The following is a 21,099-nucleotide window of genomic DNA, read 5'->3' on the forward strand; positions in this document are numbered from 1 at the left end:
TCAGTCGTACACGCCGTCCTTCTCGCGGTCGCGCTCGATGAACGGCCGCGGCGGCGGCGTGACGACGCCGTCCACCGTGTCCGCGCAGCAACGGAAGCCGGCCTGGTAGAACCTGAAGGTCGGCCCGTGCCCCCCCGTCGTGAGGCGGCACGTGTTCCGCACGGGGCCCCAGTAGCCGCCGTTGAGCGTGGCCGGGCGCGGCGTGCCCGGATCATCGGCGAGGTTGTCGGTCCACTCGTCGACGTTGCCGGACAGGTCGTACGCCCCGTAGGCGCTGATGCAGCTCGGGTGCGACCCGATCGGATCGGCCTGCCACAGCCGGGTGATCTCGCCCTCGCGGGTCGCCTCGTCCGTCATCGCGTCGATGTCGAACGCGATCGCCGCGCGATCGATGTTGCAGGGGCTGGGCGTGCGCACGAATCCCCAAGGATAAGGCAGGCGCTTCGGTCCTTCGCAAGCGAGGATCCACTCGGAGCGCCGGCAGAGCCGCTTGCCGCTCGAGGCGCAGAGCGACTTCGCCTCGTACCAGTCGACATAGACGCGCGGGAGCTCGCCGACCCGGTTCGGCCACTCGTGGCGGTCGATGCAGAAGCGCCGGGGGTCCACGGTCGCCCGGCAGCGCGCGCCGCGCGCGTACTCGGCGCAGCCGTGGCCGATCCCGTCGCCGGCGCGAGCGCAGACATACGGGAGAGACGGGCAAAAATCGCCGTCCACGAGGGTCATGTCGGCCGGACACGCGGCGCGCGCCACCGGATCGTCCGCGAAGGGATCGACGAGCGGGGCCGCGGAGGCCGGCGGGGTCGCGCCCCGCGGAAGCGGGGCAGGCCCGGGGGGCGAGCCCGGAGCGGACGACGCCGGCTCTCCCGGGCGAGCGGGCGCGCCGGGCGAGGGGGAGGCCGGCGCCGCGGGCCCCATGGAACGCGGCGCGGCAGGAAGGGCTCCGGAGCGCCCGGGTGGAGCGGGCGGCATGAGCAGCAGCGCGTCCAGCTCGGGGGCGTACCGCGCCAGGAGCGCGACCGCACCGAGCGCAGCACCGGCGCCGACCGCCATCAAGAGACTCCTTGGTTGCGCTTCCACGTCACCCCGCGCGCCCCCTCATAATCCAGCTCGCGGCACAGCGACGTGAGAAGAATTGCAAGACATCCGGAAGACCATGTCCGGCGCGGTGCGTCTCGACGCGCTGCGCGCCGGAAGAGCGGGAAGACGCGCCGCGCGCGTCGAGCGAGCGGGAAACGCAACGCGCCCTCCGGGAAAGCGGGGAGACGCGCCAGGGGAGCGGGGCGCGACGAGCAGGAGCGCGCCACGCCCGCTTCCGTGTGTGATAGCTCTCCGGCTCCCCCTATGGATCGACTGGTCGTTCGAGGCGCTCGGCAGCACAACCTCAAGAACGTCAGCGTGTCGCTTCCGCGCGACCGCCTGGTGGTGATCACCGGTCCGAGCGGCTCGGGCAAGTCGTCCCTGGCGTTCGACACCATCTACGCGGAGGGGCAGCGACGCTACGTCGAGTCGCTCTCCGCCTACGCGCGGCAGTTCCTCGAGCAGCTGTCCAAGCCCGACGTGGAGTCGATCGAGGGCCTCTCGCCCGCGATCGCGATCGAGCAGCGCGCGCTGGCCAAGAGCCCGCGCTCGACCGTCGGCACGGTGACCGAGATCTCGGACTACCTCCGCCTGCTCTTCGCGCGGGTCGGCACCCCGCACTGTCCCGCGTGCGGCAAGCGGATCGAGGCCCAGACCGTGCAGCAGATCGTCGACCGCATCCTCGATCTCGGGGACAAGACGCGGGTCACGATCATGGCGCCGATCGCGCGGGGCCGGCGCGGCGAGCTGAAGCTCGACATCGAGCGGCTGCGCCGCGAGGGGTTCGTGCGCGCGCGCATCGACGGCGAGATCGTCGACCTCGGCGACGAGATCGTCCTCGACCGAACGCGCGCCCACGACCTCGACGTGGTCGTGGACCGGATCGTGGTCAAGGAGGGCATCAAGGGTCGGCTCACCGACTCGGTCGAGCTCGCCCTCAAGCTGGGCGAAGGCAGGCTGCTCGCCGACATCTCCAGCGACGGCATGAAGATCGAGCCGCTCTGGATGAGCGAGCGCTTCGCGTGCATCGACTGCGGCATCTCCCTGCCGCCGATCGAGCCGCGGATGTTCTCCTTCAACGGCCCGCACGGCGCCTGCCCCGCCTGCGACGGCATCGGCGCGCGGACCCGCATCGATCCCGAGCGCGTGGTCCCCGATCCGCGGCGAACGATCCGCGAGGGCGCCGTGGTGGCGTGGGGGCGCCGCGGCTCGCTCTCGCTCGCGACGGAGACCGAGCGTGCCGTCAGCACGCTCGGCTGCGATCCGGACGTCCCCTGGGCGAAGCTGCCGGCGGGCGTGCGGCAGGCGATCCTCGACGGGAGCGACGCCCAGGGCGCCGGCGGACGGGGGAAGAAGAAGGCGGCCTACGAGGGGATCATCCCGCGGCTCGAGCGCCTGCTGAGCAGCGGCGAGTCCGCCCTCGCCGACGAGGAGGAGGCCGATCTCGACGAGGACAGCGCCGCGCTCTCCGACGAGCTCGGCCGCTTCGTCATCACGCGGGTGTGCGATGCCTGCGACGGCAGGCGCCTGCGCCCGGAGGCGCTCGCCGTGCGCCTCGGCGATCGCAACATCGCGGACGTCGGCACCCTGCCGCTGCGCACGCTGCGGGTCTTCCTCGATGGGCTCATGCCGCCCAAGGAGGGGGCGCCGCGGCCCTCCGGCGACCGAGCCGCCGCGGGCGAGGCCCCGGCCGACAGCGGGCTCGCTCCGCGCGAGCGCGCGATCGCCGAGCCGCTGCTGCGGGCGGTGATCGCGCGCCTCGGCTTCCTCATCGACGTCGGGCTCGACTACCTCACGCTGGACCGCTCCGCGCAGACGCTCTCCGGCGGTGAGGGGCAGCGCATCCGCCTGGCGACGCAGATCGGGGCCGCGCTCGTCGGCGTGCTCTACGTGCTCGACGAGCCCTCGGTGGGCCTGCACGCGCGCGACAACACGCGCCTGCTCGAGGCGCTCCGGCGGCTCGTGGACCTCGGCAACACCGTGATCGTCGTCGAGCACGACCGCGACGCCATCCTCGCGGCCGACCACGTCGTGGACATGGGCCCGGGCGCTGGGGTGCACGGCGGCAACGTGGTGGCGCAGGGCACGCCGGAGGAGCTGAGCGCCGATCCCGCGTCGATCACGGGCCCGTACCTCAGCGGCAAGAAGCAGCTGGCGATCCCCACGAAGCGCCTGCAGCCCGACGGGCGCTTCATCCGCGTGGCCGGCGCCCGGGCGCACAACCTCCGCAACGTGACGGCCGAGATCCCGGTCGGCCTCTTCTGCACGGTCACCGGCGTGTCGGGCTCGGGCAAGTCGAGCCTCATCGTCGACACGCTCCTGCCGGCCGCGAAGAACGAGCTGTACCGGAGCTCCGCCCCGATCGGCGCGTGTGACGGCATCGAGGGCCTCTCGCACATCGACAAGGTGATCTCGATCGACCAGGCCCCCATCGGCCGCACGCCGCGATCCAACCCGGCGACGTACACGGGGGTCTTCGGGCTCCTCCGCGAGCTCTACGCGGGCCTCCCGGAGGCGAGGACGCGCGGGTACAAGGCGGGCCGCTTCTCGTTCAACGTGAAGGGCGGCCGCTGCGAGGCGTGCCAGGGCGACGGCGTGCTCCGGATCGAGATGCACTTCCTGCCCGACATCTTCGTCACGTGCGAGACGTGCGGGGGGCGCAGGTACAACCGCGAGACGCTCGAGGTGCTCTATCGCGGGATGTCGATCGCGGACGCGCTCGACCTCACGGTCGAGCAGGCGATCGAGCAGTTCGAGGCGCTCCCCCGCGTCCGGGAGCGGCTCGCTGCGCTCGCGCGGGTCGGCCTCGGCTACATCACGCTGGGTCAGCCCGCGACGACGCTCTCGGGCGGCGAGGCGCAGCGCGTGAAGCTCGCGCGCGAGCTCGCGCGCAAGGCCACCGGCCGCACGCTCTACGTGCTCGACGAGCCGACGACGGGCCTGCACTTCTCGGACATCGAGGTGCTCACCGCGAGCCTCACGAGCCTGCGCGACGCCGGGAACACCGTCCTCGTGATCGAGCACAACCTCGACGTGATCGCCTGCAGCGACTGGGTGATCGACCTCGGCCCCGAGGGCGGCGAGCGCGGCGGGACGGTCGTCGCGGCGGGCACCCCGGAGGAGATCGCCCAGGAGGAGGCGTCGTACACCGGCGCGTACCTGCGCGAGGTGCTCACCGCGGCCAAGCGCCGCGGCCCGCAGCCCCCGCGCAGCCGCGCCGCGGCCCGCAAATAACAGAACGGGCGTGGCCCCGCCCGGTCCGCACGACGTGGACCGGAGGCGGAGCGCACGCCCGACGGCGCGGAGGCACCACCGCGCGTGAAGGCCGCCGACCCGGGGACCTTCACGCGCAGCGCGGCGTCAGCCGTAATCCTTCTCGACCCTCTCCTGGTCCTCTTTGCAGCGGATGCAGAGGGTCGTCTCGGGGCGCGCCTCTAGGCGCTTCGCCGAGATCTCCTCCTCGCACTCCTCGCACTTACCGAACGAGCCGTCCTCGATCTTCAAGAGCGCCTTCTGGATCTTGTCGAGGAACGACTTCTCGCGACCGCGGAGCCGGAAGGTGAACGACTGCAGGTACTCGCTCGACGCGAGATCCATCTCGTCAGGGAGATCGTTCGCGTCGAGCATCATGTCCTCGGTCAGCGTTTGCTTGGCCTTCTTGATGATCTCGTCGCGCTTCGTCTCAAGCAGGGTCTTGAACTTCTTCAGCTGGGCCTTGTTCATAGGTCCTCTCGCGTCGAATGCGCCGTTCGGCGCTGCCATCTGAGCTCCCTGGCGCATGCAAGCCGCGGGGCGTTGACCCCCAGCTGCCGGAACGGGGCTTACGGCTCCGCGACATGTCCGGAGAGGCCGGATAGCCCCCCGAATTAGCGAGGCGCGGGATTCTAGGCGTGAGCGCCGTGCCCGTCAACGACGCCTCCGTCGGTGGCAGAGTTCGCCCGATCCACGCGGCAAATAACGCAGTTTCGCCGATCCAGGCCGCGACCGATCGCTCGCTGCGGCATCGATGTCGGGAGAGCATGGAAAGCACTTGCGGGAAGTCCCCGAGTCGCCGGAAAAGGCGTCTGTTTTGGCCCCAAACCCGCATGCTCACCGCAGAGTACGCCGGAAATGAGACGCAGCGGACGGTTTGACGAAAGACAGCTCACGTGGAACAAATTTATCCCATATTGCTGGATTTCGATCAGAACCGAACCGCGGTCCGACCTCGCGATGCCGCCACGGTGATCGTCCTGCGCGACGATCGCGCGGGGATCGAGGTGTTCTGCGTCCGCCGCCACGCGAGCTCGAGCTTCATGGGCGGCGCCGTTGTGTTCCCCGGTGGGAAGGTGGACGCGCAGGACGGCGCGGAAGTCTGGAGGGATCGGGCGACCGCGCCGCCGGCGCGCGCCGCTGCGTTCGCGACAGACGCGGCGCCGGCGCAATCCCTGTGCGTGGCGGCGTGCCGCGAGACGCTGGAGGAAGGGGCGATCCTGCCGACGGATCCGCCGCTGTCCGGCGACGAGATCGACGCGGTCGGGCGGGAGCTTGCCGCCGGGACGCCGCTCGACGCGATCCTCGATCGGCGTGGCCTGAAGCTCGCCCTCGCGGCGCTCGTGCCGTGGGCCCGGTGGATCACGCCCGTCGCCGAGACGCGCCGCTTCGACGCGCGCTTCTTCCTGCTGCCGCTGCCGCGCGGCCAGATCGGGCGCCACGACGGGCACGAGACGACGATGAGCTTCTGGGCCGCGCCTTCGGAGGTGCTGGAGCGCGCCGAGCGTGGCGAGATCTTTCTCGCCCCGCCGACTTCGCGCACGCTCGAGCTGCTCTCCGGGGTCACGGACGTGCGCAGCGCCGTGGCGCTCGCGGAACGCCAGCCGCTCCTGCCGATCTGTCCGCGCTTCGTCCCGGGCGATGGGGCCGAGCCGCCGTACCTGGCGCTGCCGGGCGACCCTTCGCACGAGATCCGCGAGCGACACACCGAGGGTTCGACCCGTTATGTCCTGCGCAACGGGCGCTTCGTCGCCGAAGAATGCTGCGCACAGGGATCCCCGATCCACATCAAACAGGAACGAGAGCCCAGATCCACGACCAGCATCGACCCCCCCCTGACGAATGCCCCCTCCGTGCCGGCGACGCCTGATCTCGAGGAGTGAGCCATGGAAACGAACCCGAAAGAGAACACGACGCAGCCCGAGCTGTTCACCGCGAGCGACGTCGCGCGCTTCTGTCAGGTGGACCTCAAGACCATCCACAACTGGGCGGACAAGGGGGAAATCCGCCACTTCCGCACGCCCGGACGGCACCTCCGCTTCCGACGGCTGGACGTGCTCGATTTCCTCCGGAAGTACGGCTACCCGATCCCGGAGATCCTGCGGATGGGCAAGCCGAAGGTCGTCGTGGTCGACGATGACCCCGCCGTCCTCGCCGCGCTCCGCAAGACCCTCTCGCGGAGGTTCGACCTGACCACGTTCCAGGATCCGTTCGACGCCCTCGTCGCGGTGGGCAACCTCCAGCCCGACGCGCTCATCCTGGACGTCATGATGCCGGGCCTCGACGGGGTGCGCTGCCTGGAGCGCCTCCGGTCCATCGACGCGACCTCGCACATCCGCTGTATCGTGTACTCGAACCACGAGGAGATGAAGAAGAACGCCACCGAGGCCGGCGCCTACGACTTCATCAAGAAGGGCGAGGCCAGCGAGCTGCGCGACTCGCTCGAGCGGCTCATGGGCCTCGAGCGGGGGTGATCCCGGCGCGGGCGACGCCTGCGCGGGCCGGCTTCGCCCTTCACTTGCCTTCGCGGTAGGCGCGGATCGCGTTCACGATGGCGTCCGCCATCTTCTGCCGGAAATCGGCGGTGGCGAGGCGGGCTTCGTCCTCGGGGTTCGAGATGAACGCGGTCTCGAACAGCGCAGCCGGCATGTCGGCGCCCGCGAGGACGAAGAACCCCGCGCCCTTGACGCCCTGATCCTTCGTGTCGGGGTAGCGGGGCGACAGCGAGGCGAGCGACGACCGCTGGAGGAGCTCGGCGAAGTGGCGCGAGCGGGCCGCCATGTCGCCGACGTTGAGGTTCGACAGGATCGCCGCCACCTCGCGGCGGGCGTCGGGATCGCCAGGGTCCACGCCCTGCCCTCCCCTGGCGGCGCGGGCGGCGTTCTCGCGCGCCGCGAGCGCGGCCGACGTCCCCTCGCCGTCGTGAGGCGCCGCGAGCGAGAAGGTCTGGACCCCGCGAGCGCGGCCGTTGTCGCTCGCGTTGCAGTGGATCGAGACGAACAGGTCGGCGTGGAATGCGTTCGCGCGCGCGGTGCGGAGATCGAGCGGGACGTAGACGTCGCTGTCCCGGGTGAGGAGCGTCTCGATCTTGAGCTCGCGCGCGAGGAGCGGGGCGACGCGGTGGGCGACGTCGAGCGTCACGTCCTTCTCCTTCAACCCGGTGGGGCCGACCGCGCCGGTGTCGTTGCCGCCGTGCCCCGGGTCGATCGCGACGCGCCGGACCTCCCGCGCGCCGCCGGGCTTGCCCTCGTCGTCGCGCACCGGAGGGCGGGTGCTCACGTCGACGACGATCCGGAACGGCTCGGGCAGGTAGAAGACCCGGCGATACAGGTTGGCGGCGAGATCCAGGACGACGCGCGTGCCCTTCGGCTGCACGCCGACGCGCACGCGCCGCAGGACGCCGCCGACCTCGATCTCGCGCGCGACGCCGCGCGACGTCGCCCCCGCGATGTCGACGAAGATGCGCGCGTCCCTGCCGGCGGTCTCGTCCGCCGGGAGCGTGCCGACGTCGAACGTCGTCGGCGCGGACAGCTCGATGACCACGCGCGCCCCCTTGTCCGAGCCGTGCCGCTCGATCGCGGTGACCTTCACCGGGCCTGTGGGCGCGGCGGACGCGGGGGGGGCGACGACGAGATCGCCGGAGGCGTCGGCGGTCGTCACCTGCACCGCGCTCGCGGCGCTCGCCGGCGCGGCGGAGGTGCCCGGCGCAGACCCCGGCGAGAGCGCGAGCGCGACGCCCTCGACGCGGTGACCTTCCTGCTCCAGCGCACGCAGCGCTTCCCCGCTGGGCCGGTAGGCGGCGGCCTGCGCCAGCGCGACCGCGATGGCGCCGAGGCACGGCGAGAGCGCGGGCGGCGCGCCGCCGGACGGCGCGGGCGGGGCGAGGGCCGCGTAGCGCCGCGAGACCAGGTAGAGCTCGTGGTACGCGACGGCGGCGTCGTGGGCGAGCTCGCCGGCGAGCAGCGCGCGGCGGCGCTCGGCCTGGCACGCGCGCTCGACGAGGGCCGGCTCGGCCGAGGCGCGGAAGGCGGTCGCCGCCGCGCCGTACAGCTCCATCGCCTCACGCGCGTCGGTGGCCGCCTGATCGAGGCGGAAGAGCCGCACGCGAAGGTCGCCGGCGAGCTCCGCGAGCGAGGCAGCCTGCGCCCCGGCCCCGGCCCGCGACGACGCGATGGCGACGGCGTCCGCGAGAGCGACCGTCTCGGCGCGGGGCGGGAGCAGCGCGCCCGGATCGAGCAGCGCGGCGGCGCGCTGCTCGTCGGAGAGGGCGGCGGGCGCAGCGGGCGCGCCGCCCTCGGCGCTGCACCCGAGGATGTGCGCGGCCGCGGCAAAAAGCGTGATCGCCGCGAAGGCCGGGGCGCTACGATGCAGCTGCGCTGGGGTGGTGCGCCGTCGGCTCGCCAGAGCAGCCCCGCGCGCCGAGTGAACGGCGATACGTCCCGGAGGTTTCACGTGCCCGACCTCACGCCCACTTCAACCACAGAACCCCTCTACGCGGATCGTGCGTCGGGGGAGAGGTTTGCTGACGCGACGAGCATGGTCAACGCGTATCTCGCCCGGTACGCCGCGAGCTCTCGGGGCGGGGCCGGATCGCTGGGTGGAGCGGGCACGAACACGCTCGACGAGACCGGATACGCGCAGCTCCAGCACGGGAGCGCGACGATCGGGGTCAACGTGCTCGAGGCCCAGGGGGTCCTGATGGTCTTCGCTCCCATCATGGCCGTCCCCCTGAGCGGGCGGGAGGCCTTCTACCGGCGCCTCCTGGAGCTCAGCTTCATCGCCACCTCCGACGCGGCGTTCGCGATCGACAGGTCGCGCGACGAGGTGGTGGTGCGCTGTCTGCGGCGGCTCAGCGCGCTCGAGTACGAAGAGTTCGAGGATATCGTCACGACGGTGAGCCAGGTCGCCGATACCTGGGACGACGCGCTTCTGCGCGAGGTGCGCGGCGGATGAGCGGGTCGCGATGCCTTCCGGGGGCGTCGGGAGGCGCGCGCCCCGGGCCCTCGCGCGGCAGGTAGGTAGCGCGCGGATCCGTCGCGAGATTGCGGTGCGGCGGATGCGGGTGGTAAGTTCCTCACCGCGATGACTGCGGGGGAGCGACCGACGACCGCGGAACCTGGTGAACGCTCCCTCTCTGCGGAGGAAGCGGATCGGATCGCGGCGTCGATCCGGCCTTCCTGGGAGGCATTCGACGAGCTGTCGACCGCGCGGGGTGGCGAGCGCGGCGGCGCCCCCGAGCCGGAGACCGGCGCCCCCGCCGCGAGACCGCCGGAAGCCCCGGCGACGCCCCTGGGCGAAGCGCCCGCTGCGTGGCGAGAGCCCGCGATGGCGTCGTTCCCTGCTGCGTCGACCGCGCCCACGGCCCGCGTGATCGAAGCGCCGCCGGCCGGCGCGTCCGGCGTGTCCGACACCGTGATCGAGGGGGTCCCGACCATCGCCATCGGCGACGACGTGCAGGGAGCGCCTGCAGCGGAGGCCACGCCCCACGGCGCGGTGGGCACACCGGGTGCCGGTGCGCACGCCAGCCCCTCGCCTCAGCCGCTCGCGGACCCGCAGACGACCGGCAGCGCTTCCAGCGCAGGCGCCACGGGCACGACGGGCAGCGGCGCGGCGAGGCCGGGCGAGCCCCCCGCGCCCGCCGGAAAAACGCGCGTGGGAATGGGCGAGCCGGATGCGGTGGCCGGCGCGCCGACGGCCGAGCTCGGCGCCGGGGTCGACGCACGATCCGCTGAGCCGCAGGCGCGTCCAGGGGCGGCCCCCCCTCCGCCCCGCGAGGGTGAGCCGCCGTCTGCGCGGCCTGCGCGCACGCGATCTCGCGCGGCGCATCCGGCGGTGGGGAGCGCCGACGCAGCGGCTGCATCCGCCGTCCGCACGGAGGACCACGATCCGATCGAGATCCCCGTGTCCAGTCCGAACAAGACGGCGCTGCGGCTCGTCATCGCCCTCGTGGGCGCGGTCTTCGTGTTCTTCGTCGTCCGCGCCCTGCGTCACGACGACGATGGCGTGGATCCCTGGCCCCCGACGGCCTCGCCGACGACGGAGGCGCCGCCCGCGGCGGCCGCAGCAACCCCCGCCGCCACCGCGCAAGCGACCGCCGGCGACCCACCTGCGGTCGCAGCCACGGAAGGCAGCGCTGGACCGACGCCGAGCGCCTCAGCGCCGGCGAGGCCTCCGGCTCCCGCGGCGACGATGTCTGCCACCGCCTCGACGCCGGCGGCGCCCACGACGCCGGCGGCCGGGCCCGAGACAGCCCCCGCACCGAAGAAGCCTGCGCCGACGCAGCGTGGGACGAGCTCCACCGGAGGCAACAAGAGCGGCGGCATCATCCGCGATGCGCCTTTCTGAAGCGCACCCGTTTCTCGCCTCGACAGCGAGGCTTTCTGCAGTCGTTACCTTCCGCGGACGCCGACGAGGCGAAGCCCGACCTGAGGAGCCATGAAAACACGCGCCTGCGCCCCCGTCCTCCTGCTCTCGCTCATCGCGCCAGCTGTGCTCACCGAGGCCGGGCTCACCTCCTCTCTTCTCAGCGAGCCGCTGAGCTTCGCGCAGTCGTCCGATCCCGTCACGGAGGTCGCGCGCCAGCGTTACGAGGAAGGGGTCAAGGCGTATGACGCCGGTCGGTTCGAGGATGCGCGTACGGCGTTTCTTCAGGTCTACGCGCTCAAGCGACACCCGGCCGTGCTGCTCAACCTCGGACAGAGCGAGCTTCGCTCCAATCACCTGGAGGATGCCGGCAAGCACCTCCAGCAGTTCCTGCGCGAGCACACCACCGCGACCCCGGAGCAGCGCGCCGCCGCGGAGAAGGCGATCGCCGACGTCAAGCGACGGACCGGCTTCCTCCTCGTGACCACCGACGCGAACGGCGCGGACATCAGCGTGGACGGCGTCCTCGTCGGCAAGGCGCCGTTGCCCGATCCGGTGTTCGTGACCCCCGGCAAGCACACCCTGTTCGCGACCTATCAGGACCGATCCGCGACCCTCCAGGTGGACGCGAAGATCGGCACAGCCACGCCCGCGACGCTGACCCTGGGAACGACCGGTGCGCCCGCTGCCGGCGCGCCGACGCCCGCGCCGGGTGTGCCGCCGACCGCGCCCACCTCGGCCTCGCCGGCCGCGGTCCCGCCAACGCCGGCGCAGCCTCCCGCGGTGGGCACCGCGCAGCCAGCCCCCGGCGCGGCGGCACCGGGCGCAGCGGCACCGGGCGCCGCGACACCCGGAGCGACGGCACCCGGAGCGACGGCACCGGGCGCGACGACACCCGGAGCGACGACACCCGGAGCGACGGCGCCGGGCGCGACGACACCCGGAGCGACGGCGCCGAGCACCTCGCCCGCAGCGCCGACGAGCCCCGGTGGGCTCAGTGTCTCGACGAGCAACACGATGGGCTCGATGAGCCCGGACCAGAGCTCCGGCGGTCGCGAGCCGTTCTTCCACTGGTACGCACGCAAGCCGCTCGCCTGGGCGGGGACCGGCATCGCGGGGGTCGGTCTGGTCATGGGGATCGTCGGGTCGGCCATCGCCGTCAACGCGAGCAGCAACGCCGACGACGTCGGAACGCAGATCAAGGCGTACGTCGCGAGCCACGAGAGCACGATCCCCGCAAACCGCAGGTCCCAACCCTGCGGCGCGCGCGAGGATCCGTCGGGCGACCTCCCCGGCTTCGAGACCGCGTGCGGGAGCCTCCGGGGGGAGCTCGACAGCTACGACGGCGCGCTCCCCTGGGCGATCACAGGCTGGGTCCTCCTCGGCGTCGGGGTCGTCGGCACCGCGACGTACGCCATGATCGACTGGTACCCCCGGAAACAGCAGGCCGCGTCCGACGGCCCGCGCGTCACCGTGATCGCGCCGTTCGTGGCGCCCGGTCAGGCCGCCGTCGGCGTCGCGGGCACCTTCTAGCTTCTCCCACGGACGTCAGCTCACCGCTCCCTCGCGATGCGGAGCAGATCCCGCATCGTCGAGCGCGGGATGTCCGCGAGGCGCGCGGCGGCGCTGATGTTGCCGCCCACCTCCTCGAAGGCGCGGAGCGCGTCCGCCGGCGTGATCTTCCGGCGGACCGGGGGCTCGCGATCGGCGAGCACGGCCGTGACGTGCTCCGGCAGCACGCGGCCGTGGGCGCGCAACGCGGCTTGAATGAGCACGTTCCGTAGCTCCCGGACGTTGCCTTGCCAGCGGTGCGCCCTCAGCGCGACGAGCGCCCCGGGGGAGAGCTGCCGCGGGCCGATCTCGGAGGTCGCCAGCAGGTGCTCGGCCAGGAGCGGGATGTCGTCCGGCCGATCGCGCAGCGCTGGAAGATGGATGCGGCACACCGCGAGGCGCTCGTAGAGGTCCGCGCGGAAGCGACGCTCGGCGACGAGCGTCTCCAGGGGCTCGCAGGTCGCGACGATGAGCCGCACGTTGACCTGCGTCGTCCCCTCCGCGCCCAGCGGGCGGACCACCCCCTCCTCCACCGCGCGCAGCAGCTTCGCCTGGACCTCCAGCGAGAGCGCCGCGATCTCGTCGAGGAAGAGCGTGCCCAGGTGGGCCTCGGCGAACGCGCCCCGCCGATCCCGATGCGCGCCGGTGAACGCGCCGCGCCGGTGACCGAACAGCTCGGACTCGGCGATGTCGCGCAGGATCGTGGCGGCGTTCAGGACCACGAACGGCCGGTCGGCTCGGTTGCTCTCCGCATGGATCGCCCGGGCGACCAGATCCTTGCCCGTGCCCGACTCGCCGCGCAGGAGCACGGGGAGCTGGAGCGGCGCGACCCGCCGCACCGCTGCGGCGAGCTGCCGCATGGGCCGCGAGCGGCCGACGAGCGACGGCAGCGGCAGCCCCTCCTCGATCGGGGGGACCCTCCGGGCCGCCTCGACGCACACGGTCGTGCGGCCGACCTCGAAGCAGCCGCCGGGGACGAGCATCGCCTGCCGTACCCGCACGCCGCCGACGCGAACGCCGTTGCGCGAGTCGAGATCCGTCACCTCGATCGAGGCGCCGCGGTGCGCGACACGGCAGTGGCGAGCGCTCACCGCAGCGTCGTCGATGCTCACGTCCGCAGCCGGGGCGCTGCCCAGGATGAGCTCAGCGCCCGGCGGGACGGCGATGCGCACGGGGGTGCTCCAGCCGCTCTGATCGCAGCGGAGCCACACCGTGGTGAGCGCTTCGCGATCCTCCACGAGCTCCACCGTGGTGTCCCGGGTCGCTCGGGCCCCACCGCCGTGAGCTCCAGAGCCCGGCCGGTCGCGGAGCGCTCCCGCCGGCTCCCCTCGCAGCGCCGCGGCCGGCGAGAAGGGCTCGGCGGCGGCGTGAAAAGACGTGACGGGCCTGAAGTAGTTGCCTTGATCGCTGCGGGTCGGTGCGTTGTCCATGGTCCAGGAGGTCTGTCGTCGACACGCGGCGCGCAGTTGCGTCGTTCCTCCGCCCGGTCGACATTCCTCACGCCGGCCCGTCACCCCCTTTGCGCTCGGGACCGCGCTGTTCTAGAGGCCGTTCGTGAGATCGCGCTCAACAAGGTGGACCGCGCCGGCGCTCGGCGTGGCGGCAGCGGGCTGGGTGCTCTCGGCCAACCAGGCCCTCGCCCAGCCAGCAGATCGAGAGACCGCGGCCGAGGAAGAAGAAGACGAGGCCGGGCCGGAAGCCGGCGCCAAGCGCCCCGCCGGACCCGACGAACGAAGCGGGCACATCCTGCTCCAGGGACGGGCCGGCTACAGCCAGCCCTTCGGCAGCATGGCCGCCGGCCAGCCGGTCAGCGAGAAGGTCTCGGGCGGCTTCGCGTTCGGCGGCAACGTTGGACTCGGCCTGAGCCGCGTGACCGTCCTGGAAGCAAGCGGCTCCTACGCCCTGCTCTCCGCCGCCGAAGGCTGCAACGGCTGCTCCGGTCGAAGCCTCGATCTCGGCCTCGGGTTCGTCTACCACCTCGCCCAGGGCATCGCCTTCGACCCCTGGATCAGCTACGGCGTGGGATACCGGCGAGCGGTCCTCACAGGGTCGGAGGACTCGGCCTCAGGGCCGACAGTCTCCGACGATGTGTTCCATGGGCTTGATGTCGCCCGCATTGCGCTGGGCGGCGATTTCTACCCGGTGTCGAGCTTTGGCATCGGGGTGTTCGCCGAGCTCGACGCCGGCACGTACCTCTCGCGCCCGGGCGAGGGCACCGATGCCACCGTCTACGGATTCTTCCAGTTCGGCCTGCGCCTCGCGCTGGATCCCGTACCCCGGGGTACGCGTACGCCCGCCGTCTCGTCCGGTACGTCTCGGAGGGTCGCCGTCCAGGCGACGGGCTCCCGGGGAGCCGCCCACCGGTAAAGCAGCCGGAATGTGGGCGGTCCGGAGGGCTGGGCAGGTATAATCAGCCGCGAATGGGCGAGTTCAGGACGAGCAGCCGCACCCGACCCGTCGCGGCTGCCGTGACCGACGTTGGACGCCAGCGAAAGCACAACGAGGACAACATCCTCGTGAAGTCCGAGCTCGGTCTCTTCGTCGTGGCGGACGGCATGGGTGGGCACAACGCGGGCAACGTCGCTAGCGCGCTCGCGACCAAGTCGCTCGACAACTTCTTCGAGGCGACCCGCGCCGGCAGCCTGCCCGGCCCCGTCCCAGTCGACGAGCAGGAGCTCGATCCGGAAGCACGGCGCGTCGTCGCCGCGATCCGCAAGGCGAACCACGATGTGTTCGTCATCTCGAACACGTACACCCAGCACCAGGGCATGGGCTCGACGGTGGTCGCCGCCTACGTGTCGCGCGAGACGGAGCAGATCCACGTCGGGCACGTCGGCGACAGCCGCTGCTACCGGATCCGGCTCGGCGAGATCGAGCAGCTCACGAAGGACCACTCGCTCATCAACGACGCCCTCGCGCTGAAGCCCGACCTGAGCCCGGACGAGCTGGCGAGGCTCCCGAAGAACATCATCACGCGCGCTCTCGGCATGAAGGACGGGGTGAAGGTCGACATCCGCTCGGAGCGCATCCAGCTCGGCGACGCTTTCCTGCTCTGCTCGGACGGGCTGAGCGGGATGGTCTCGGAGCAGCAGATGCTCGATGTGCTCGACATCACCCAGGACCCGCAGGAGGCCTGCGAGCTCCTCATCGAGATGGCGAACGACGCGGGCGGGACCGACAACATCTCGGCGCTGATCATCCGCATCCAGCCGGAGGCGCAGGACGAGCGGCAGCCCGACAGCGCGGAGCTCGAAGACACCCGGCCCCACCGCATCGACGAGTTCGGCGCGATGCTCCCGCCGCCGCAGGTCCAGGCGGCGCAGGCCCCGGTCGAGGAGATCGAGCTCGACGCGGCCGCCTCGAGCGACGAGCGCATCGCGGGGCAGCAGGTCCACTCGATCGGGGGCAACGGTCTGCGGAGCCAGGCTCAGGGCGCGTCGGGCACGATGTCGCGCGTGGCCGCCGTGCCGTTCACCGACCGGCGCTCCCGGGCGGCCGCAGGCTCCGGCCGCTACGTCGCGGTCGCGACGGAGCCGAAGCCTCCGGTGAAGGAGGCTCCGCCGTCGAAGCCCGCGAAGCGCCCGACCGAGGTGCGCGTCGCGCGGTGCGCGCACTGCAAGCACGAGCTCTTCATCGGCAACCGTTTCTGCGTCGAGTGCGGCGCGCCCATCAAGCCGTGAGCGGCCCCGCGGGCGCGCGAGGCACGGCGCCTCGCCGGAAGCGCGCGCGCCGCCCCGCGCGCCGATCGCGAGCCGCGACCAGCGCTGCGGGGGCGACGCCGCGCATCACTTGAGCGAGAGCAGCTCGACCTCGAAGATGAGGGTCGAGTTGGGCGGGATCACGGGCGGGAAGCCGCGAGCGCCGTAGCCGAGCTCCGGCGGGATCGTCAGCTTGCGGAGGCCGCCGATCTTCATGCCGGCGACCCCCTGATCCCATCCCTTGATCACCTGCCCGGCCCCCAGCTTGAACGAGAAGCCCTGGCCGCGATCGCGCGAGCTGTCGAACTTGTCGCCGTTGGTCAGCGTGCCGACATAGTGAACGGTCACGAGCTGGCCGTGCTTTGCCTCGGCGCCCGTCCCTTCCTTGAGGTCCTCGATCCCAAGCTCTGCTTGCATGACTGACTCCTTTCGACGCGATGGGAGGAGCGCTGCGCGGTCGCGTCAAGCTGAAGCAGCGCGCGGGCGCTCCGGACGAGCGCTCGCGAGCGCACAGGGGCTCGGGGAAGTCGCGGGTCAGCCGCCGAAGCCGGGGAACGAAAACACAGGCGCGCCTCCGGTCAGGCGCCAGGTGTTCGCGGTCTGCTGCACGACGGGCTGGCGCAGCGTCGGGTGCGGGTGCGTCTGCTCGAAGGCGAACAGGATCGCGGCCGGCGTGAGCTGATCGAGCGACGCGAAGAAGCCGAGCGTGAGCATCGCTCCCCCCTCGGTCCACCGGTACCCCTGCCGCCGGGCGCCGGCGGTGAGCAGATTGTTCACGCCCGCCACGTCCGCCGCGATCTCGTTCGGCTGGTTGAAGACGGGGAGCGTGCGCGACAGCATCCGCCCGAGATCCGCGGGCGTTACGCCACGGCTCCCGCCCTGCCCGTTCGCGCAGCCCGTGTGCCCGAGGTGATGGTGGCCGAGCTCGTGGCCGAGCACGAACGCGAGCTGCTCGTGATAGAGCTGGCGCTGCCGCTCGACCTTGCGCGCGTCCGTGTGCTGCGCCGGATCGATGAAGCCCATCGGCGGACGGATGATCGGCTGCCCGGGCCGCTGCCGCTGCGCGAGCAGCCGCAGGAACTCGTCGAGCTTCCTCGTCCCGAAGATCTCGTCGGTCGCCTTGAACTGCGCGATCTGCGCCTGCACCTCGAGCAGCCCGTCGGTGATCGCCATGAACGGCATCCGCTGGTCGTCGCAGCCGGCGAACGCGTTCACCTCGCCGACCGTCGGATCGGCGATGAACGGGATGCCGTTCACCTTCTGCTGTGCGGCCGACGGCAGCGCGCCGATCAGCGCGCCCATCACGACGCCGGCCTCGGACTGGAGCCAGCCGACGTGGATGTCGTTGATGGGATCGCCGAGCACCGGCAGCCCGGGCATCGTGGGCACGGTGAAGGTGGGCGCCGGCGCGGGCCCGGTCTGCGCCGGCGGGTAGCCGGGCTGCTGCTGCGGGTAGCCGGGCTGCTGCTGCGGGTAGCCGGGCTGCTGCTGCGGGTAGCCCTGCGGGGGTGCGCCGTACGGCGGGTAACCCTGGCCGTACGACGGCTGGGACGGTGGTCGGCGCGAGCTGCTCCGTTGACAGCCTGCGACGAGTCCGAGAGCCAGAGCGAGCGCGCCGATCGATCGAAGCAGATTCATCGCCGCGAGCATAGCGCACGGAGCGGGCGTCAACCCGCGCCCTGGAGCGAGCAGGATCCCAGCGCGCAGGATGCGTGGGCCGCGCGGCGCCGCAATGAGCCGAAAGCCGCGCGCCGGGCGTCAGGCGCAGGAGGACCGATGAACAGATACCGAGCCTGGTCTACCGCAGCCGCCCCCCTGTGGATCAGCGCCGTCGCGCTCTCGGGCTGCGGCGGCGCCTCCGTCGCGCAGGCGCCCGCGATGCCGGAGCCCGCCGGTGCCGCCTTCATGTCGCCGCGCGAGGAGGGCTCCATCGAGACGGCCGAGGATGCGCTCGCAGAGCTGGAGCGCGCGGAAGGTGAGCTCGACCAGGTCCTGGGCGCACCGACAGGCCGCGAGGAGGACCGTGCCGTGACGCAGGCAGCTCCGCCGGGGGCTCCACCGCCGCCAGCGGCGGCGCCATCACCGCCGCGCGCGGCGTCACCGTCGCGTCCGGAGGCATCCGACAGCACCCCCGCACCGGCCCCGCGGGCGACGGCCGCCGGCGCTGAGCGCCCGGCGAAGAAGGCCGAGGCCGAGAGGATGACCGCGACGCCGTGCGAGACCGCGTGCCGCGCGCTCGCGTCGATGAACCGCGCAGCGCAGCACCTCTGCGGGCTCGCCGGCGACGCGGACCCGCGGTGCGACGCCGCGCGCACCCGGGTCAACGGCGCGACCGACCGCGTCGCGTCGCGGTGCCCGCGCTGCGTCGAGCTCTAGCTCGCACGAGGCTCCTCCCCGCTCGGCGCACCGGCATCCGCCTTCGAGGCCGCCGGACGCGCCCCCCTCCGCCGAGCGATGTCAGGGGCCCGGCGCGAGGAGCTGGAGCAACCGTACGTTCTTGTACATCTCCCCGAGCGAGCCAGCCGCCGCCTGGCCGGCCTTCGCCAGCCGCTCGATCTCTTCGGGGCGCACGTCCACCTGCACCGTGAGCCGACCTGCACCCTGATCCACGGTGAGCGTCGCGCGCTTCGCGATCTCGGCAAGCGCCGCGCCGGGCTCCGGACCGGCGAGCGCCTTCAGCGCATCCACGTTCGCGCGCTTCTCCTCCAGGAGCTTCCGGAGCTCCTCGGCCGCGTCGGCCGACGCGGCATCGATCACGACGGTCGCCGCGAGGCCCTCCTTCGTCGAGACGCCGACGGTGACGGCGCGCGGGCCGGTGGAGCCGGTGAGGATCGCGCGGAGGCTCGGCTTGCTCTCGGCGAGCAGGGCGACGCCCAGGAGGGGACGATCCCACCCGATGTGCGCGAGGCGCGAGGTGACCTCGTCCCGGCTCGCCAGCGACGTCTCGGACTCCTCGGCGTCGATGCCCGCGCGGATCTCGGGCTCGGTGCCGTACAGCAGGATCGATCCATCGCGCACGGCGATCGCGTCCTCGCCGGCGCGGAGCAGGTACCTCACGCCCTTGTACTCCGCCTGGACGTAGCTGTGCTCCGCGAGGCGCGCCGCGAGCTTCTGCTCGTCGAAACGCCCGCGCGCGACCACGAGCGACGGGGAGAGGATCAGCTTGTCGACATCGAACCCGAGATCGATGCCCGTCGCCTTCTTGATGTCGTCGCGGGTGCGCTCGATGTGCTGCCGCACCGAGCCGCCGTCGACGCCGAGCGCGTTCAGGTCGAGCTGGTGAGGGTCGACGATCACCACCCCGGGAACGCTGCCATGGACATATTCGAGCAGGGACTCGTCCTTCGGGAACGTGGCGGCGCGGAGGTGCGACAGCCCGAAGCCGAGGAGCCCGGTCTGCTGGGCGAGGACGATGGAGAACACGAGGCCGAGGAGCACGATGTACTTGGCCTTGCCTCGCTTCCTGGGTGCTCCGGCGGCCCGTGCCGGCTTTGACGCGCTCTCGGTGCTCATCTGTGCTCGCTGCGCCCTCGCTGGATACCGCGTCCGCCGGGCCCTGCGGGGACCACCGCCGCAGCGCCTCGAGCGCCGCTCGTCGACCCGGCGCGCGCTGCGGCAGAGCATAACCGGAAGCGGGACGCCGGCCAGGCCTTCCGCCGGGGCCGCTGGACGGATAGAAACGACGCGACGTGCCTGGATCATCGTCCCCCGATGGCGGCCGCGGCGCGCTCGCACAGCCGAGCGACGGCGCCGTGCTGCCCGCCTCCCTCGGCCGCTACCACGTGCAGCGCCTCCTCGGCGAGGGGGCGATGGGGCGCGTACTGCTCGCGCACGATCCGCTGCTCGATCGCGACGTCGCGCTGAAGCACCTGCGGGACGATCTCCGCATCCCGCGCGACGTCCGCGAGCAGCTCGTCGTGAGGATGCGCCACGAGGCGCGCGCCGCCGCCCGCGTGACGCACCCGAACCTCGTCACGCTCCACGACGTCGGCGAGGACCCGGACTTCGGGCTCTACCTCGTCTTCGAGTACGTCGAGGGGCCGACGCTGAAGCAGCAACTCCTCGAGCGCCCGCTCTCGGCGGCGCAGGCCGCGCGCCTGGCGCGCGAGCTCGGCGAGGCGCTCACGATCGCGCACCGGGCAGGCATCGTCCACCGCGACATCAAGCCGGAGAACATCATCCTCTCCACGAAGGGCGGCAAGATCGCCGACTTCGGCATCGCCCGGATCCCGGACTCGACGCTGACGCACCAGGGGGGGCTCATGGGGACGCCCGCGTACAGCGCGCCGGAGACGTTCCGCGCCGGGAAGTTCTCGCCCGAGAGCGATCAGTTCTCGCTCGCGGCCGTGATGTTCGAGGCGATCTCCGGCAAGCGCGCGTTCCCGGGCGACGACGCGGTCTCGGTCGCGTCGAAGATCGCGAGCGACGAGCCGCCGTCCATCGCGAGGGAGCTCGGCGTGCCGCCGTCGCTCGATCAGGTGCTCGCGCGCGGCCTGTCGAAGCGACCCGAGGACAGGTACCCGAGCTGCGACGCGTTCGGCGCCGCGTTCGCCGACAGCCTCGAGTGGGCCGCCTCCAGCCAGCTGCCAAGGCGCATGCTGGAGGCCCCCGTCGCCGCGACGGCGGCGCTGTCCACGGAGCCCGGCGCGGTGCGCGCGGATCCGCTCGACGACCACTTCCCTCCCCGCGAGCGGAAGATGGGGCAGATCGTCCTCGGCGCGGCCGTGGTCGTTGCGACGGCCATGCTGCTCGTGCGCACGGCGATGCGATCGACGGACGCGCCGGTCGAGGCGCCCCCCGCAGGCGCGGCGCCGATCGCGTCGCCCGCGCCCACGCCGCCGCGGCCGCGCGTCGTCCCGACGACGCGGCCTGCGCGCCCGAAGCACGAGCCCGCCGACACGGCATCGCCGGCCTCGCCGGCGCCGCGCGCGACGGGCAGCGTGGAGCCGAGCGCGAGCCCGTCGGGCAGCGCCAGCGCCCCGAGCCAGCCCGCGACGGAGGCTATCCCCGAGGACGAGGACGAGGAGGCCGCGGACGCCGGGACGCCTGAAACCGACGACTTCGGCGCGCCGCAGACCACCGAAGGTGACGCGCCGGACGCCGGGGCGGCCGATGCCGCCGCGCGTTGAACGGCTGAGAGCGCGGATGCGTTGTCACG

The 21,099-nt window shown here is 72.5% G+C and carries 17 protein-coding genes; 10 read left to right on the forward strand and 7 right to left on the reverse strand.

Annotation, left to right across the window (positions count from 1 at the left end; all coding sequences use genetic code 11):
• Entirely contained in the window at positions 1-1,050 is a 1,050-nt protein-coding gene (locus WMF36_RS20025; protein ID WP_437581218.1) for an SUMF1/EgtB/PvdO family nonheme iron enzyme, read from the reverse strand.
• 291 nt (positions 1,051-1,341) lie between these two features.
• Here WMF36_RS20025 and uvrA point away from each other — a divergent pair, with 291 nt between their 5' ends.
• Positions 1,342-4,311, forward strand: coding sequence for an excinuclease ABC subunit UvrA (gene uvrA / locus WMF36_RS20030; protein ID WP_437581219.1), 2,970 nt, complete (start codon positions 1,342-1,344; stop codon positions 4,309-4,311).
• 126 nt (positions 4,312-4,437) lie between these two features.
• On the opposite strand, the gene WMF36_RS20035 is transcribed toward uvrA, so the two are convergent.
• Positions 4,438-4,800 (reverse strand): TraR/DksA family transcriptional regulator, encoded by a 363-nt coding sequence (locus WMF36_RS20035; RefSeq protein WP_437493075.1) that lies wholly within the window; start codon positions 4,798-4,800, stop codon positions 4,438-4,440.
• Between the two features lie 500 nt (positions 4,801-5,300).
• Here WMF36_RS20035 and WMF36_RS20040 point away from each other — a divergent pair, with 500 nt between their 5' ends.
• Both WMF36_RS20040 and WMF36_RS20045 read left to right on the forward strand, forming a co-directional pair.
• Positions 5,301-6,212 (forward strand): NUDIX hydrolase, encoded by a 912-nt coding sequence (locus WMF36_RS20040; protein WP_437581220.1) that lies wholly within the window; start codon positions 5,301-5,303, stop codon positions 6,210-6,212.
• A gap of 3 nt (positions 6,213-6,215) precedes the next feature.
• The gene (locus tag WMF36_RS20045; RefSeq protein ID WP_437581221.1) at positions 6,216-6,803 is read left to right on the forward strand and encodes a response regulator; all 588 of its coding nucleotides are present in this window, start codon (positions 6,216-6,218) and stop codon (positions 6,801-6,803) included.
• A gap of 40 nt (positions 6,804-6,843) precedes the next feature.
• On the opposite strand, the gene WMF36_RS20050 is transcribed toward WMF36_RS20045, so the two are convergent.
• Complete coding sequence (locus WMF36_RS20050) at positions 6,844-8,781, reverse strand: N-acetylmuramoyl-L-alanine amidase (protein WP_437581222.1); 1,938 nt, start codon at positions 8,779-8,781, stop codon at positions 6,844-6,846.
• Between the two features lie 84 nt (positions 8,782-8,865).
• On the opposite strand from WMF36_RS20050, the gene WMF36_RS20055 reads away from it, so the two are divergent.
• The 3 genes from WMF36_RS20055 to WMF36_RS20065 all read left to right on the forward strand — a co-directional run bounded on the left by WMF36_RS20055 (position 8,866) and on the right by WMF36_RS20065 (position 12,225).
• Positions 8,866-9,282 carry a YbjN domain-containing protein gene (locus tag WMF36_RS20055; protein ID WP_437493083.1) on the forward strand — a complete coding sequence of 139 codons (417 nt, stop codon included), beginning with the start codon at positions 8,866-8,868 and terminating at the stop codon, positions 9,280-9,282.
• Positions 9,283-9,654: 372 nt separating this feature from the next.
• Positions 9,655-10,674 (forward strand): hypothetical protein, encoded by a 1,020-nt coding sequence (locus WMF36_RS20060; protein ID WP_437581223.1) that lies wholly within the window; start codon positions 9,655-9,657, stop codon positions 10,672-10,674.
• 90 nt (positions 10,675-10,764) lie between these two features.
• Positions 10,765-12,225 carry a hypothetical protein gene (locus tag WMF36_RS20065; RefSeq protein WP_437581224.1) on the forward strand — a complete coding sequence of 487 codons (1,461 nt, stop codon included), beginning with the start codon at positions 10,765-10,767 and terminating at the stop codon, positions 12,223-12,225.
• A 20-nt stretch (positions 12,226-12,245) separates the two neighbouring features.
• Here WMF36_RS20065 and WMF36_RS20070 read toward each other — a convergent pair whose 3' ends face one another.
• Positions 12,246-13,673, reverse strand: coding sequence for a sigma 54-interacting transcriptional regulator (locus tag WMF36_RS20070; protein ID WP_437581226.1), 1,428 nt, complete (start codon positions 13,671-13,673; stop codon positions 12,246-12,248).
• 124 nt (positions 13,674-13,797) lie between these two features.
• Here WMF36_RS20070 and WMF36_RS20075 point away from each other — a divergent pair, with 124 nt between their 5' ends.
• Both WMF36_RS20075 and WMF36_RS20080 read left to right on the forward strand, forming a co-directional pair.
• Positions 13,798-14,610, forward strand: coding sequence for a hypothetical protein (locus WMF36_RS20075; RefSeq protein WP_437581227.1), 813 nt, complete (start codon positions 13,798-13,800; stop codon positions 14,608-14,610).
• A gap of 101 nt (positions 14,611-14,711) precedes the next feature.
• The gene (locus tag WMF36_RS20080; protein ID WP_437581229.1) at positions 14,712-15,923 is read left to right on the forward strand and encodes a protein phosphatase 2C domain-containing protein; all 1,212 of its coding nucleotides are present in this window, start codon (positions 14,712-14,714) and stop codon (positions 15,921-15,923) included.
• Between the two features lie 105 nt (positions 15,924-16,028).
• On the opposite strand, the gene WMF36_RS20085 is transcribed toward WMF36_RS20080, so the two are convergent.
• Positions 16,029-16,358 (reverse strand): FKBP-type peptidyl-prolyl cis-trans isomerase, encoded by a 330-nt coding sequence (locus WMF36_RS20085; RefSeq protein WP_437581231.1) that lies wholly within the window; start codon positions 16,356-16,358, stop codon positions 16,029-16,031.
• A gap of 117 nt (positions 16,359-16,475) precedes the next feature.
• Positions 16,476-17,579, reverse strand: a complete 1,104-nt coding sequence (locus WMF36_RS20090) for a M48 family metalloprotease (protein WP_437581232.1) — start codon at positions 17,577-17,579, stop codon at positions 16,476-16,478.
• 138 nt (positions 17,580-17,717) lie between these two features.
• On the opposite strand from WMF36_RS20090, the gene WMF36_RS20095 reads away from it, so the two are divergent.
• Complete coding sequence (locus WMF36_RS20095) at positions 17,718-18,317, forward strand: hypothetical protein (RefSeq protein WP_437581234.1); 600 nt, start codon at positions 17,718-17,720, stop codon at positions 18,315-18,317.
• 81 nt (positions 18,318-18,398) lie between these two features.
• Here WMF36_RS20095 and WMF36_RS20100 read toward each other — a convergent pair whose 3' ends face one another.
• Entirely contained in the window at positions 18,399-19,454 is a 1,056-nt protein-coding gene (locus WMF36_RS20100; RefSeq protein WP_437581235.1) for a hypothetical protein, read from the reverse strand.
• A gap of 176 nt (positions 19,455-19,630) precedes the next feature.
• On the opposite strand from WMF36_RS20100, the gene WMF36_RS20105 reads away from it, so the two are divergent.
• Positions 19,631-21,070 (forward strand): serine/threonine-protein kinase, encoded by a 1,440-nt coding sequence (locus WMF36_RS20105; RefSeq protein ID WP_437581236.1) that lies wholly within the window; start codon positions 19,631-19,633, stop codon positions 21,068-21,070.
• Positions 21,071-21,099 lie beyond the last annotated feature (29 nt).

The sequence above is a fragment of the Sorangium sp. So ce887 genome (assembly GCF_051521455.1).
Classification (GTDB): Bacteria; Myxococcota_A; Polyangia; order Polyangiales; family Polyangiaceae; genus Sorangium.

Excerpts from the sequence above, each read along its gene's own strand:
- uvrA (WP_437581219.1), top strand. The coding sequence starts at position 1,342 with ATGGATCGACTGGTCGTTCGAGGCGCTCGGCAGCACAACCTCAAGAAC.
- WMF36_RS20095 (WP_437581234.1), top strand. The coding sequence starts at position 17,718 with ATGAACAGATACCGAGCCTGGTCTACCGCAGCCGCCCCCCTGTGGATC.
- WMF36_RS20025 (WP_437581218.1), bottom strand. The coding sequence starts at position 1,050 with ATGGCGGTCGGCGCCGGTGCTGCGCTCGGTGCGGTCGCGCTCCTGGCG.
- WMF36_RS20085 (WP_437581231.1), bottom strand. The coding sequence starts at position 16,358 with ATGCAAGCAGAGCTTGGGATCGAGGACCTCAAGGAAGGGACGGGCGCC.
- WMF36_RS20035 (WP_437493075.1), bottom strand. The coding sequence starts at position 4,800 with ATGAACAAGGCCCAGCTGAAGAAGTTCAAGACCCTGCTTGAGACGAAG.
- WMF36_RS20090 (WP_437581232.1), bottom strand. The coding sequence starts at position 17,579 with ATGAATCTGCTTCGATCGATCGGCGCGCTCGCTCTGGCTCTCGGACTC.
- WMF36_RS20065 (WP_437581224.1), top strand. The coding sequence starts at position 10,765 with ATGAAAACACGCGCCTGCGCCCCCGTCCTCCTGCTCTCGCTCATCGCG.
- WMF36_RS20070 (WP_437581226.1), bottom strand. The coding sequence starts at position 13,673 with ATGGACAACGCACCGACCCGCAGCGATCAAGGCAACTACTTCAGGCCC.
- WMF36_RS20045 (WP_437581221.1), top strand. The coding sequence starts at position 6,216 with ATGGAAACGAACCCGAAAGAGAACACGACGCAGCCCGAGCTGTTCACC.
- WMF36_RS20060 (WP_437581223.1), top strand. The coding sequence starts at position 9,655 with ATGGCGTCGTTCCCTGCTGCGTCGACCGCGCCCACGGCCCGCGTGATC.
- WMF36_RS20100 (WP_437581235.1), bottom strand. The coding sequence starts at position 19,454 with ATGAGCACCGAGAGCGCGTCAAAGCCGGCACGGGCCGCCGGAGCACCC.
- WMF36_RS20055 (WP_437493083.1), top strand. The coding sequence starts at position 8,866 with ATGGTCAACGCGTATCTCGCCCGGTACGCCGCGAGCTCTCGGGGCGGG.